Source organism: Pseudomonas chlororaphis, from assembly GCF_001921865.1.
Classification (GTDB): domain Bacteria; phylum Pseudomonadota; class Gammaproteobacteria; order Pseudomonadales; family Pseudomonadaceae; genus Aquipseudomonas; species Aquipseudomonas chlororaphis_D.
The window spans coordinates 411,136-424,966 of sequence record NZ_MSCT01000005.1 but is presented as its reverse complement, the minus strand read 5'-3'; the positions used below and the strand labels follow the sequence as shown (position 1 = coordinate 424,966).

The following is a 13,831-nucleotide window of genomic DNA, read 5'->3' as shown; positions in this document are numbered from 1 at the left end:
TTTTCCTGTAACGGACGAGTACTGCGCCATGTACAACAACAATAAAGACCTGATGCTCGGCGCTCCCTTGAGCGGCCCGGTACTCACCCTCGCCAGGGTTCCCGACCTGGTGTTTTCCAGCGGCGCCATGGGCGACGGGATCGCCATCGATCCGCTGAACAACACCCTGCACGCGCCCTGCGCCGGCGTGGTGATCCACGCCGCGCGCACCGGCCACGCGGTGACCCTGCGCGCCGACAACGGCGCGGAGCTGCTGTTGCACCTGGGCCTGGACACCGTCCAGTTGCAGGGCGAGGGTTTTTCCATGCTGGTGCAGGAAGGCGCCCGGGTCAGCAGCGGGCAAGCCTTGCTGCGCTTCGATATCGACAAGGTCGCCCGGCACAGCAAAAGCCTGATCAGCCTGATGATCCTGACCAACGGCGAACAGTTCCAGACCCTGCCCATCACCCTGAAATCGGTGAAAGTCGGCGAACCGCTGCTGCACATCGTTCCCCGCGCGGGCAACGGCGGCACGCCGCAAGCGCAAGACACCTCGAGCGAAGAAGCCGAAGGCCAGACCCGGGTCAATCACCAAGGTGGCCTGCACGCCCGGCCGGCGGCGCTGATCCGCCAGACGGCGCAAGGTTTCAGCAGCAAGGCGCAACTGCACTTCAACGGCAAGTCGGCGTCCTGCGACAGCCTGGTCAGCCTGATGGGCCTCGGGGTCGGCGAGCAAGACGAAGTGCGCGTCAGCTGCCAGGGCAAGGACTGCAAGGCTGCGCTGCTGGCGTTGCTCGACGCCCTGACCACGCCGCTGGCCGAAGACGCCCACGCCGCGGCGCCCGCCCTGAAAGCCGCCGCGCCCCGGCGCCCCGCCGAAGCCGGGGTGATCCAAGGCGTCTGCGCCGCTCCCGGGCTGGTCTGCGGGCCGTTGTTCCACCTGGCCGCCATGACCCTGCCCGAAGACACCGGCGGCCACCTGCCCCAGGAACAATTGCAAGCGCTGGACCAGGCCCTGGAAAAGGTTCGCGGCGACATCCGCGGCACCCTGAGCCATGCCCGACAACGCAAGGACCGCCAGGAAGAGGCGATCTTCGCCGCCCACCTGGCCCTGCTCGAAGACCCTGCCCTGCTGGGCGCCGCCCGCCAGAGCATCGGCCAGGGACGCGCCGCGACCCATGCCTGGAGCGACGCCATCGGCGAGCAGTGCGAAATATTGCTGCAACTGGGCAACGCCCTGCTCGCCGAACGCGCCAACGACCTGCGCGACCTGCAACAGCGGGTACTGCGCGCTCTGCTCGGCGAGGCCTGGCAGTACCAACTGCCGCCCGGCGCCATAGTCGCGGCCCACGAACTGACCCCCTCCGACCTGCTGCAACTGAGCGAGCAAGGTGCCGCCGGGCTGTGCATGGCAGCCGGCGGTGCCACCTCTCATGTGGCGATCCTCGCCCGCGGCAAGGGCTTGCCCTGCCTGGTGGCCCTGGGCGCGGAAGTGCTCGACGTGCCTCAAGACCAACGGGTGGTGCTGAATGCCGATCACGGCCGCCTGGAACTGACGCCGGACAACGCGCGCCTCGAGCAGGTGCGCCAGACCCATCTGCTTCGCCAGCAACGCCGCGAGCAACAACAGCAACAGGCCCAGTTGCCGGCCAGGACCCTCGACGGCCAGGCGATCGAAGTCGCCGCCAATGTCGCCTCCAGCCAGGAAGCCCAGGGCGCCCACGCCAACGGTGCCGACGGCGTCGGCCTGCTGCGCACCGAGTTTCTCTTCGTCGACCGCCACACCGCTCCCGACGAGCAGGAACAGCGCCAGGCCTATCAGGCCGTGCTGGACGCCATGGGCGACAAGTCGGTGATCATCCGCACCATCGACGTCGGCGGCGACAAGCAACTGGAGTACCTGCCGCTGCCGGTGGAAGCCAACCCGGTGCTGGGCCTGCGCGGCATTCGCCTGGCCCAGGCCCGCCCGGAACTGCTGGACCAGCAACTGCGGGCCTTGTTGCAGGTCAGCCCGCTGCAACGCTGCCGCATTCTGCTGCCGATGGTCAGCGAACTCGACGAACTGCTGCATATCCGCGAACGCATCGATTGCCTGTGCGCCGAGCTGGAGATCGGCCAGCGCCCGGAGCTGGGGGTGATGATCGAAGTCCCGGCCGCCGCGCTGCTGGCCGAGCAACTGGCCGAATACGCCGACTTCCTCTCCATCGGCACCAACGACCTGTCGCAGTACACCCTGGCCATGGACCGTGACCATGCCGGCCTCGCCGCCCGGGTCGACGCCTTGCACCCGGCCTTGCTGCGCCTGATCGCCCAGACCTGCGCCGGCGCGGCCAGGCATGGGCGCTGGGTCGGGGTGTGCGGCGCGCTGGCCTCCGATCCGCTGGCGACGCCGGTGCTGATTGGCCTGGGGGTCAGCGAACTATCGGTCAGCCCGCCGCAAGTGGGCGAAATAAAGGACCGGGTGCGTCAGCTGGACGCCGGCGAGTGCCGCCGCCTCAGCCATGACCTGCTGAACCTGAGCAGCGCCTCGGCGGTGCGCCATGCCTGCCACCAACACTGGCCCCTGGGCTGAAGAACAACAAGAACACCGGGAGACACGCCATGTACCAACTCTTCATCGAAGGCTTGCAGCGCCTGGGCCGGGCCCTGATGCTGCCGATCGCAATCCTGCCGATCGCCGGCCTGCTGCTGCGCCTGGGCGACACCGACCTGCTGAACATCGCGATCATCCACGATGCCGGGCAGAGCATCTTCGCCAACCTGGCGCTGATCTTCGCCATCGGTATCGCCGTGGGCTTCGCCAAGGACAACAACGGCACCGCCGGCCTGGCGGGCGCCATCGGCTACCTGGTGATGGTGGCGACCCTCAAGGTGCTCGACGCCAGCATCAACATGGGCATGCTCGCCGGGATCATCAGCGGCTTGCTGGCCGGCGCCCTGTACAACCGCTTCAAGGACATCAAGCTGCCGGAGTACCTGGCGTTCTTCGGCGGGCGGCGCTTCGTGCCGATCGTCACCGGCTTCAGCGCCGTCGGCCTGGGCGTGGTGTTCGGCCTGATCTGGCCGCCGATCCAGCACGGCATCAACAGCTTCGGCCAGTTGCTGATGGAGAGCGGCAGCTTCGGCGCCTTCGTCTTCGGCGTGTTCAACCGCCTGCTGATCATCACCGGCCTGCACCATATCCTGAACAACATGGCCTGGTTCATTTTCGGCAGCTTCACCGACCCGACCACCGGCGCGGTGGTGACCGGCGACCTGACCCGCTACTTCGCCGGCGATCCCAAGGGCGGCCAGTTCATGACCGGCATGTTCCCGGTGATGCTGTTCGGCCTGCCGGCAGCCTGCCTGGCCATGTACCGCAACGCGTTGCCGGAGCGGCGCAAGGTGATGGGCGGGATTTTCCTGTCGATGGCCCTGACCTCGTTCCTCACCGGGGTCACCGAGCCGATCGAGTTCGCCTTCATGTTCCTCGCCCCGCTGCTGTATGTGCTGCACGCGCTGCTGACCGGGTTGTCGATGGCCCTGACCAACCTGCTGAACATTCACCTGGGGTTCACCTTCTCCGGCGGCGCCATCGACATGGCCCTCGGCTGGGGCCGCTCGACCAACGGCTGGCTGGTGTTCCCCGTGGGCCTGCTGTACGCGGCGATCTACTACCTGGTGTTCGACTTCTGCATCAAGCGCTTCAACCTGAAAACCCCGGGCCGCGAAGACAGCCCGGGCACCGAAAAAGCCGCCATGACCGACAACCAGCGTGCCGACGCCTATATCCGTGCCCTGGGCGGCGCGGGCAACCTGCTCACCGTCGGGGCCTGCACCACCCGCCTGCGCCTGGAGCTGGCCGACCGCAACCAGGCATCGGACAGCGCGCTCAAGGCCCTCGGCGCCATGGCCGTGGTCCGTCCCGGCAAGGGCGGCAGCCTGCAAGTGGTGGTCGGCCCGCTGGCCGACAGCATCGCCGACGAGATCCGCCTGGCCCTGCCCTTCAGCGCCAGGGCCCAGGCGCAGGCCAGCCCCGCTGTCGCGACTAGCGAAATGCCGATGCCCGTGCCCGTGAACATTGCCCCCCAGGAAGCCTCAAAATGGCTGGACGCCTTCGGTGGTAGCGACAATGTGCTGCAACTGGACTGCATCGCCATGACCCGCCTGCGGGTGCAACTGGGCGACAGCAAAGCGCTGTCGGAGTGCCAGTTGAAGAACCTCGGCTGCCAGGGCTCGAGCCAGCTGGACGACGGCGTCTGGCACCTGCTGGTCGGCGAAAAGGCGGCGAGCCTGGGCCTGGCACTGGACACCCTGATCAACCGCAGCGAGGTCAGCGCCAAGGTCTGACGGAAATAACGACTGCCGCCCTTTTTGTAGGCGGCGTGCAAAGAAGGCGCCCAGGCACAAAAAAGCCCGCTGACCGTTACCGGTTCAGCGGGCTTTTCAATGGCGGGGTCTTAGAAGTCTTCCAGTCGCCAGACTTCATAAGCCGGCGTCTCGTAGGGATGGCTCTGCTTGAGGGCCGCCACCACGCTACGGATCAACTCGTCAGCCACCACCAGCTCGACTTTCCATTCCTGCACCTGCTCGACCTGGCCGGTCTGCCCGATAAACGGCTGGCTGCCGTCCAACGGGCGAAACTGGCCCTGGCCCAGCACCTGCCACGCGCAGTGGTCGTAGGCGCCGATACGTCCGCCACCGGCGGCGAATACGGCGTCCTTGACCCCTTCCACATGGCTGGGCGGGACGAAAAAGCTGAGCTTGTACACAGGCCTTAGTTCACCCACACACGCGCGTTACGGAACATGCGCATCCACGCCGCATCTTCGTTCCACTCTTCCGGACGCCAGGAGTTCTGCACGGCACGGAACACCCGCTCAGGGTGCGGCATCATGATGGTGACGCGACCGTCGCGGCTGGTCAGGCCGGTGATCCCGCGCGGCGAGCCGTTCGGGTTGGCCGGGTAGCGTTCGGTGACCTTGCCGTGGTTGTCGACGAAGCGCAGGGCCACGCAGCCGGACAGGTCGGCTTCGAGCAGGGCTTCTTCGCTTTCGAACTCCGCATGGCCTTCGCCGTGAGCGATGGCGATCGGCATGCGCGAACCGGCCATGCCTTGCAGGAAGATCGAATTCGACTCCTGGACCTGGACCATCGCCACGCGAGCCTCGAACTGCTCGGAGCGGTTGCGCACGAAGTGCGGCCAGAACTCGCTGCCCGGGATCAGTTCGTGCAGGTTGGACATCATCTGGCAACCGTTGCACACGCCGAGGGTGAAGCTGTCGTTACGCTCGAAGAAGCCCTGGAAGGCATCGCGGGCACGGCTGTTGAACAGCGCCGACTTGGCCCAGCCTTCGCCGGCGCCAAGTACGTCGCCGTAGGAGAAGCCGCCGCAGGCGACCATGCCCTTGAAGTCGTTCAGGTCGACGCGGCCGGCGAGGATGTCGCTCATGTGCACGTCGATCGCGTTGAAGCCCGCACGGTCGAACGCCGCGGCCATTTCCACCTGGCCGTTGACGCCCTGCTCGCGCAGCACCGCCACCTGGGGACGCACGCCTTTCTTGATGTAAGGCGCGGCGATGTCCTGGTTGACGTCGAAGCTCAGCTTGGCGCTCAGGCCCGGGTTGTCTTCTTCCAGCAGGACGTCGAACTCCTGCTCGGCGCAGTCGGCGTTATCCCGCAGACGCTGGATCTGGTAGCTGGTTTCAGCCCACTGGCGTTGCAGCAGGCGACGCTCGCCGGCGAAAACGTTTTCGCCGTTGAAGGCGATGTTGATGTGACCGTTGTTGACCGGCTGGCCGATCACCGCCACGCAGTCGCCCAGGCCGGCGGCGCTGAACTGCGCCAGCACGTCCGGCGTCGCGTCTTGGCGAACCTGGATCACCGCGCCCAGTTCTTCGTTGAACAGGATGGCGGCGATCTCCGCCGAAGACTCAGCCAGCGCATCGAGGTTCAGGTTCAGGCCGCAGTGGCCGGCGAAGGCCATTTCCACCACGCTGGCCAGCAGGCCGCCGTCGGAACGGTCGTGGTACGCCAGCAGGTGACCGTCGGCGTTGAGGCCCTGGATCACCGCGAAGAAGGCTTTCAGGTCTTCGGCGTCGTCGACGTCCGGCGCCTGCTTGCCGAGCTTGCCGTGCACCTGGGCGAGGATCGAGGCGCCCATGCGGTTCTGGCCGCGACCGAGGTCGATCAGCACCAGGTCGGTGGTGCCCTTGTCCATGCGCAGTTGCGGAGTCAGGGTCTGGCGGATGTCCACGACCGGGGCGAAGCCGGTGACGATCAGCGACAGCGGCGAGGTCACGCTCTTGTCCTGACCCTTGTCGTTCCAGCGAGTGGCCATGGACATGGAGTCCTTGCCCACCGGAATGGTGAGACCCAGCTCGGGGCAGAGTTCCATGCCCACGGCCTTGACGGTGTCGTACAGACGGGCGTCTTCGCCCGGGTGGCCGGCAGCGGACATCCAGTTGGCCGACAGCTTGATATCGGAGATTTTCCCGATACGCGAAGCCGCGATGTTGGTCAGGGTCTCGCCGATCGCCATGCGGCCCGACGCCGGAGCGTCCAGCAGCGCCAGCGGGGTGCGTTCGCCCATGGCCATGGCTTCGCCGGTGTAGACGTCGAAGCTGGCGGCGGTCACGGCAACGTCGGCCACCGGAACCTGCCACGGGCCGACCATCTGGTCGCGCGCTACAAGGCCGGTGATGGTGCGGTCGCCGATGGTGATCAGGAAGCTCTTGCTGGCCACGGCCGGGTGATGCAGGACGCGCTCGATGCTGTCGGCGATGTCCAGGTTGGCCGGGTCGAAGTCGTCGCCCAGTTCGGTTTCGCGAACGGCCGAACGGTGCATGCGCGGGGCCTTGCCCAGCAGCACTTCGAGCGGCATGTCCACGGGGCTGTTGCCGAAGTGGCTGTCGGTGACCGTCAGTTGCGGCTCGGCGGTGGCTTCGCCGACGACCGCGAACGGGCAACGCTCGCGCTCGCAGATGGCCTGGAAGCGCTCGAAATCAGCGGCGCCGACCGCCAGCACGTAACGTTCCTGGGATTCGTTGGACCAGATTTCGTGCGGGGCCATGCCTGGCTCGTCGTTGGGGATATTGCGCAGCTCGAAGCGACCGCCGCGGCCGCCGTCGTTGACCAGTTCCGGGAAGGCGTTGGACAGGCCGCCCGCGCCGACGTCGTGGATGAAGCTGATCGGGTTCTTGTCGCCCAACTGCCAGCAACGGTCGATGACTTCCTGGCAACGGCGTTCCATTTCCGGGTTTTCGCGCTGTACCGAGGCGAAGTCCAGGTCGGCCGAGCTGGTGCCGGTGGCCATCGAGGAAGCGGCGCCGCCGCCCAGGCCGATGAGCATCGCCGGGCCGCCCAGCACGATCAGCTTGGAACCGACGAGGATCTCGCCCTTCTGCACGTGTTCGGCGCGGATGTTGCCCATGCCGCCGGCCAGCATGATCGGCTTGTGGTAGCCGCGAACTTCTTCGCCGCGCGGGGTGGTGATCGACTGCTCGAAGGTACGGAAGTAGCCGGTCAGGGCCGGACGGCCAAATTCGTTGTTGAACGCCGCGCCGCCCAGCGGGCCTTCGATCATGATGTCCAGGGCGTCGACGATGCGCTCAGGCTTGCCGTACGGCTTTTCCCACGGCTGTTCGAAGCCCGGGATCTGCAGGTTGGATACGGTGAAACCGGTCAGGCCGGCTTTCGGCTTGGCGCCGCGACCGGTGGCGCCTTCGTCGCGGATCTCGCCGCCGGAACCGGTGGAGGCCCCCGGGAATGGCGCGATGGCGGTCGGGTGGTTGTGGGTCTCGACCTTCATCAGGATGTGCACCGGCTCCTGCACCGCGCCGTACTGGCGGGTCTCCGGGTCCGGGAAGAAGCGGCCGGCAACGCTGCCGACGATTACCGACGCGTTGTCCTTGTAAGCGGACAGCACGCCTTCGCTGTGCATCTGATAGGTGTTCTTGATCATGCCGAACAGGGATTTTTCCTGGCTCTGGCCGTCGATATCCCAACTGGCGTTGAAGATCTTGTGACGGCAGTGCTCGGAGTTGGCCTGGGCGAACATCATCAGTTCGATGTCGTGCGGGTTGCGTTTGAGGCCCTGGAAGGCGTTGACCAGGTAATCGATTTCATCTTCGGCCAGGGCCAGGCCCAACTCGCTGTTGGCCTTTTCCAGCGCGGCACGGCCGCCGCCGAGAATGTCGATGGTGGTCAGCGGCTTCGGCGCGGCATGGCTGAACAGGCCGGCAGCCTGCTCCAGGTTGCCCAGCACGATCTGGGTCATGCGGTCGTGCAGCACGTCGGCAATCAGTTGCGCTTGCGTGTCGTCGAACTCGCCGGTCACATAGAAGGCAATGCCGCGCTCCAGGCGCTGGATCTTGGCCAGGCCACAGTTGCGGGCGATATCGCTGGCCTTGCTCGACCAGGGCGAGATGGTGCCGAAACGCGGCAGCACCAGGAACAGACGACCGGCAGGTTCTTGCACCGGTACGCTTGGGCCGTACTTCAGAAGGCGCGCGAGCACCTGCTGTTCGTCGCCGGTCAGGACGCCGGTAACTTCGGCGAAGTGAGCGAATTCAGCATACAGGCCACTGACAGCCGGAACCTTCTGGCTCAGTTGCTCAAGGAGTTTGCTGTGGCGAAAGGCAGAAAGGGCAGGAGCGCCGCGCAGGATCAACATCTTCGGGACAGCCTCGGGAAGGGGGTGTGCTTTGAGGCCGTGCATTCTAGCCTAAACCGCCCGCGACGGCACCCGAAACGCTACGCCTGGCTGCGGCCAGACGTCGGCCCGCGCGCAGCCCTCTATAACAAAGGCGCATCAACCCCATTCAGATGGGTTATTTCAACCCGCCCGACAGGTGCGAAGGCCCATTCCCAAGGGCTCTGGCCGGGGCCTGAAACCTCTAGCAGACAAGCCCTTCGCTGTCGAGATATGGCGGCCGTTGTGCTTTGCGTATACTGCGCAGATGTTTTCCCCTATGGCTTTACGTCCGCGCTGTGCCCGATGGCTCATCGCAACCGGACTCTTCCTGATGCTCAGTGCCTGCGTTGAGAAACCCAGCACGCTCGAGCGAGTAAAGGAGGATGGCGTGCTGCGGGTGGTCACCCGTAACAGCCCGGCCACCTACTTTCAGGACCGCAACGGCGAAACCGGCTTCGAATACGAGCTGGTGAAGCGTTTCGCCGACGATCTGGGGGTTACCCTGAAGATCGAGACCGCGGACAACCTCGACGACCTCTTCGACCAGTTGGGTAAACCTAACGGCCCGGTGCTGGCTGCTGCCGGTCTGGTCAGCAGCGAGAAACGCAAGCAGCAAGTCAGGTTTTCCCACCCGTATCTGGAAGTCACCCCACAAGTCATCTACCGCAACGGCCAATCCCGCCCCACCGATGCGAGCGACCTGGTCGGCAAGAAGATCATGGTGCTCAAGGGCAGCACCCACGCCGAGCAACTGGCCGAACTCAAGCTGAAATACCCCGGCATCCAATATGAAGAGTCCGACGACGTCGAAGTGGTCGACCTGTTGCGCATGGTCGACGAAGGGCAGATCGACCTGACCCTGGTGGACTCCAACGAAGTGGCGATGAACCAGGTGTACTTCGCCAATATCCGCGTCGCCTTCGACCTCGGCGATGCCAGCAACCAGAGCTGGGCCGTGGCCGCCGGTGAAGACAACAGCCTGCTCAACGAAATCAATGCGTTCCTCGACAAGGTGCAGAAGAACGGCACCCTACAACGCTTGAAGGACCGCTACTACGGGCACGTGGACGTCCTCGGTTATGTCGGCGCCTACACCTTCGCCCAGCACCTGCAGCAGCGCCTGCCCAAATACGAGAAGCACTTCAAGGCCTCGGCCAAGGAAGAAAAGGTCGACTGGCGCCTGCTGGCCGCCATCGGTTACCAGGAGTCTTTGTGGCAACCGAGCGTCACCTCCAAGACCGGCGTGCGCGGCCTGATGATGCTGACCCAGAACACCGCCCAGGCCATGGGCGTGTCCAACCGCCTGGACGCCAAGCAAAGCATCAAGGGCGGCGCCAAGTACCTGGCATACATGAAGGATCAGCTGGACGACAAGATCGAGGAACCGGATCGCACCTGGTTCGCCCTCGCCGCCTACAACGTCGGCAGCGGCCATCTGGACGACGCCCGCAAGCTGGCGGAAAAGGAAGGGCTGAACCCGAACAAGTGGCTGGACGTGAAGAAGATGCTGCCGCGTCTCTCGCAGAAACAGTGGTACAGCAAGACCCGCTATGGCTACGCTCGGGGCGGCGAGCCGGTGCATTTCGTCGCCAACATCCGGCGCTACTACGACATCCTGACCTGGGTCACGCAGCCGCAGCTTGAAGGCGACCAGGTCGCCGAAGGCAACCTGCATGTGCCGGGCGTGGACAAGACCAAGCCGACCCAGGAAACCCCACCGCTTTAAACCGCATCGCGAGCAAGCTCGCTCCTGCAGGAGCGAGCTTGCTCGAGATGAACGTCAAAACCCTTTACTTGGCCGCTGCCAGAATCAGCGCCTTCATCTCCGCCACCGCGCCTTTGAAACCGACGAACAGCGCATGCGCCACCAGCGCATGGCCGATGTTCAACTCGTTGATGCCCTTGATCGCCGCGACTGCCTCGACGTTGTGGTAATGCAGGCCGTGGCCGGCGTTGACGATCAGGCCCTGGGCCAGGCCGAAGGCCACGCCGTCGGCCACGCGCTGCAGCTCCTCGGCCACTTCGCTCGGCGTTTGCGCATCGGCATAACGCCCGGTGTGCAGCTCGATGGCCGGCGCGCCCACGCGCCGGGACGCAGCGATCTGCCGCTCGTCGGCATCGATGAACAGCGACACCTCGGCGCCGATCTTCGACAAGCGCTCTACCGCCGCCTTGATCCGCGCCTCTTGCCCGGCGACATCCAGGCCGCCTTCGGTGGTCAGTTCCTGGCGGGTTTCCGGAACCAGGCAGATATGCGCCGGACGGATGCGCTCGGCGAACGCCATCATTTCCTCGGTGACGCCCATCTCGAAGTTCATGCGGGTTTGCAGCACATCCTTGAGCAGCAGCACATCGCGCTCCTGGATATGCCGGCGATCCTCACGCAGGTGCACGGTAATACCATCGGCGCCCGCCTCTTCCGCGTCCAGCGCCGCCTTGACCGGATCAGGGTAACGGGTGCCCCGGGCCTGGCGCAGGGTGGCTACGTGGTCGATGTTCACGCCAAGAAGAATGCGGTTGCTGGTGGTCACGGAAGCGCTCCTGAGGAGTTAGAGATTCGGTGCACAGCATATAGTGTCCGCTCGCGAAAATAACTGCCGGCGTTCGGCCGCCGCCCCTCGGATCATGGCGAGCCGAGCCGGGCTTCGAGCAGGTTGGCGCAACGAGGCTGGCTAGGGTTTGCGAAACAGCTCGCGACTGACCAGCGGCCGACCGCCCAGATGCACCGCCAGCGCCTGGCGCATCAGGCGCTTGGCCGCCGCCAATGCCCCGGGGGCGCTCCAGTCGGCTTCGGCCATAGCCAGCAACTCGGTGCCGTTGAACAGTCCTGGTTGCAGCAGGTGAACTTGCTCCAGACCGGCATCCACCTGCAGGCGATACATGCCTTGGGCGTCAATCGGCGCGCCATGGATATCCGTGTCCAGGGCGAAGCCGTAGCCCAGGTCGTCCAGCAGGCGCCACTCGAACGCCCGCAGCAAGGGCTCCAGGGCACGACCTTCGGCCAACGCCAGCAAGGTCGCCGCATAGTGCTCGAAGATCGCCGGGTGCGGATCTTCGGCAGGCAGCAGGCGGATCAGCAGTTCGTTGAGGTAGAGACCACTGAACAGCGCCTCGCCACTGAGCCAGGCGGCGATCCCCGTACTCTCCATGCGCCCGACGTTCTTCAGCTCGCCGCGCCCGCGAAACTCCACTTCCAGCGGCACGAACGGTCGCGCCAGGGTCCCGGCCTTGCCCCGCGCACCGCGCAGCACGGCGCGCAGCCGCCCTTGCGGGGTGATGAAGTCGACCAAGGCACTGCTCTCGCGGTAGGCGCGACTGTGCAGGACGTAAGCGGGCTGGCCGAGGGGGGCGTTAGTGGACATAGATGTCGGAGGGATCTCAGGGATTGAGAAGGTGACAGGTCCATGGGAAGGTTCTTCAAACCTTCATCGCGAGCAAGCTCGCTCCTACATGGGAACACTCAACCTTGTAGGAGCGAGCTTGCTCGCGATCGAGCGCAATGCGTTCGTGAAAGGTTACAGGTCGCCGTAGCCCAGCGACCGCAAGGCGCGTTCGTCGTCGGACCAGCCGCCCTTGACCTTGACCCACAGGTTGAGCATGACCTTGGAGTCGAACAGCAGCTCCATGTCCTTGCGCGCTTCCATGCCGATGCGCTTGATGCGCTCACCCTTGTCGCCAATGATGATTTTCTTCTGGCCGTCGCGCTCGACGAGGATCAACGCATGAATATGCAGGGTCTTGCCCTGCTGCTTGAACTCTTCGATTTCCACGGTGATCTGGTACGGCAGCTCGGCCCCCAGCTGGCGCATGATTTTCTCGCGCACCAGTTCGGCGGCGAGGAAACGGCTGCTGCGGTCGGTGATCTGGTCTTCCGGGAAGAAGTGATCGTTTTCCGGCAGGTGCTTGGCGATCAGGCCTTCCAGCGCTTCGAGGTTGTGGCCCTGCTGGGCCGACACCGGAACGATCTCGGCATTGGGCAGCTGTTCCTGCAACCAGGTCAGGTGCGGCATCAGCTCGGCCTTGTCCTCGATGCGATCGGTCTTGTTGATCGCCAGGATCACCGGCCCCTGCACGTACTGGACGCGCTCCAGCACCAGCTGGTCTTCGTCGGTCCACTTAGTACGGTCGACCACGAAGATCACCACGTCGACGTCTTTCAAGGCCGCCGAAGCAGTCTTGTTCATGTAGCGGTTGAGCGCCTTTTCGTTGCTCTTGTGCATGCCCGGGGTGTCGACGTAGATCGCCTGCACGGCGCCTTCGGTCTTGATCCCCAACATGTTGTGGCGAGTGGTTTGCGGCTTGCGCGAGGTAATGGCCAGCTTCTGCCCCAGGATATGGTTCAGCAGCGTGGACTTGCCCACGTTCGGACGGCCGACGATGGCGACATAGCCACAGCGTGTTGCAGTTGTATCAGTCATGGCCATTCTCCACGCCCAGGGCAATCAGTGCTGCGGCGGCCGCTACCTGTTCGGCAATACGACGGCTCACGCCCTGACCTCGGCTTTTTTCGTTCAGTAGGGTGATTTCGCATTCGACGAAGAACGTCCGGCAATGGGGCTCACCCTGGATATCCACCACTTCGTAGCGGGGCAATTCACAGGCACGCGACTGCAGGAACTCCTGCAGGCGGGTCTTGGGGTCCTTGTTGGTGTCGACCAGCGTCAGGCTGTCGAACTCGGACGTCAGCCAGGACAGCACGCGCTCGCGCGCGGTCTCCATGCCGGCATCCAGGTAGATCGCCCCAATCAGCGCTTCCAGGGCATCGGCCAGGATCGATTCACGGCGGAAACCGCCGCTCTTCAGCTCGCCGGAACCCAGGCGCAGGTATTCGCCCAGATCGAAACCACGGGCCAGTACGGCCAGTGTTTCACCTTTCACCAGGCGTGCGCGCAAACGCGACAGCTGGCCTTCGCGGGCCTGGGGAAAGCGCTCGAACAGCGCTTCGCCGGCGACGAAGTTGAGAATGGCGTCACCGAGGAATTCCAGGCGCTCGTTGTTGCGCCCGGCAAAACTGCGGTGAGTGAGGGCCAGGACCATCAGTTCCTGGTCCTTGAAGGTGTAACCGAGCTGACGCTCGAGACGGCTCAAAGAAACGCTCACGGTTTACCCACGCTGAGTTCGTGGTCGAATTTCACCACCTTGGAGACGAGGCACGAGGTGCCTGTGGCAATTAACGCT

Annotated in this window: 9 protein-coding genes; 3 read left to right on the top strand and 6 right to left on the bottom strand. The window is 64.9% G+C overall.

Annotated elements, in window-relative coordinates:
• Nucleotides 1-28 precede the first annotated feature (28 nt).
• Together ptsP and nagE are read left to right on the top strand one after the other, a co-directional pair.
• Nucleotides 29-2,551, top strand: coding sequence for a phosphoenolpyruvate--protein phosphotransferase (ptsP, locus tag BTN82_RS04830; protein WP_075118019.1), 2,523 nt, complete (start codon nt 29-31; stop codon nt 2,549-2,551).
• Between the two features lie 29 nt (nt 2,552-2,580).
• Nucleotides 2,581-4,308, top strand: a complete 1,728-nt coding sequence (gene nagE, locus BTN82_RS04825) for an N-acetylglucosamine-specific PTS transporter subunit IIBC (RefSeq protein ID WP_075118018.1) — start codon at nt 2,581-2,583, stop codon at nt 4,306-4,308.
• A gap of 110 nt (nt 4,309-4,418) precedes the next feature.
• On the opposite strand, the gene cutA is transcribed toward nagE, so the two are convergent.
• Nucleotides 4,419-4,730, bottom strand: a complete 312-nt coding sequence (gene cutA / locus BTN82_RS04820; protein ID WP_075118017.1) for a YqfO family protein — start codon at nt 4,728-4,730, stop codon at nt 4,419-4,421.
• 5 nt (nt 4,731-4,735) lie between these two features.
• Entirely contained in the window at nt 4,736-8,632 is a 3,897-nt protein-coding gene (gene purL / locus BTN82_RS04815) for a phosphoribosylformylglycinamidine synthase (protein ID WP_075118016.1), read from the bottom strand.
• A gap of 286 nt (nt 8,633-8,918) precedes the next feature.
• Here purL and mltF point away from each other — a divergent pair, with 286 nt between their 5' ends.
• The gene (mltF, locus tag BTN82_RS04810; RefSeq protein WP_075118015.1) at nt 8,919-10,379 is read left to right on the top strand and encodes a membrane-bound lytic murein transglycosylase MltF; all 1,461 of its coding nucleotides are present in this window, start codon (nt 8,919-8,921) and stop codon (nt 10,377-10,379) included.
• Between the two features lie 64 nt (nt 10,380-10,443).
• Here the strand turns inward: mltF and pdxJ are convergent, their stop codons facing one another.
• The 4 genes from pdxJ to rnc form a co-directional block, all read right to left on the bottom strand.
• On the bottom strand, nt 10,444-11,184 hold the full coding sequence (gene pdxJ, locus BTN82_RS04805; RefSeq protein ID WP_075118014.1) for a pyridoxine 5'-phosphate synthase: 741 nt from the start codon (nt 11,182-11,184) through the stop codon (nt 10,444-10,446).
• 141 nt (nt 11,185-11,325) lie between these two features.
• Nucleotides 11,326-12,015: a DNA repair protein RecO gene (gene recO, locus BTN82_RS04800; protein WP_075118013.1), complete on the bottom strand. Its 690-nt coding sequence runs from the start codon at nt 12,013-12,015 to the stop codon at nt 11,326-11,328.
• 153 nt (nt 12,016-12,168) lie between these two features.
• On the bottom strand, nt 12,169-13,071 hold the full coding sequence (gene era, locus BTN82_RS04795; RefSeq protein WP_025806538.1) for a GTPase Era: 903 nt from the start codon (nt 13,069-13,071) through the stop codon (nt 12,169-12,171).
• Nucleotides 13,064-13,753, bottom strand: a complete 690-nt coding sequence (rnc, locus tag BTN82_RS04790) for a ribonuclease III (RefSeq protein ID WP_044461357.1) — start codon at nt 13,751-13,753, stop codon at nt 13,064-13,066. The genes era and rnc overlap by 8 nt, the downstream gene beginning before the upstream one ends.
• Nucleotides 13,754-13,831 lie beyond the last annotated feature (78 nt).

Bases quoted from the DNA above. Each gene is read 5' to 3' on its own strand.
- ptsP (WP_075118019.1), top strand. From the start codon at position 29: ATGTACAACAACAATAAAGACCTGATGCTCGGCGCTCCCTTGAGCGGC.
- nagE (WP_075118018.1), top strand. From the start codon at position 2,581: ATGTACCAACTCTTCATCGAAGGCTTGCAGCGCCTGGGCCGGGCCCTG.
- purL (WP_075118016.1), bottom strand. From the start codon at position 8,632: ATGTTGATCCTGCGCGGCGCTCCTGCCCTTTCTGCCTTTCGCCACAGC.
- mltF (WP_075118015.1), top strand. From the start codon at position 8,919: ATGTTTTCCCCTATGGCTTTACGTCCGCGCTGTGCCCGATGGCTCATC.
- recO (WP_075118013.1), bottom strand. From the start codon at position 12,015: ATGTCCACTAACGCCCCCCTCGGCCAGCCCGCTTACGTCCTGCACAGT.
- era (WP_025806538.1), bottom strand. From the start codon at position 13,071: ATGACTGATACAACTGCAACACGCTGTGGCTATGTCGCCATCGTCGGC.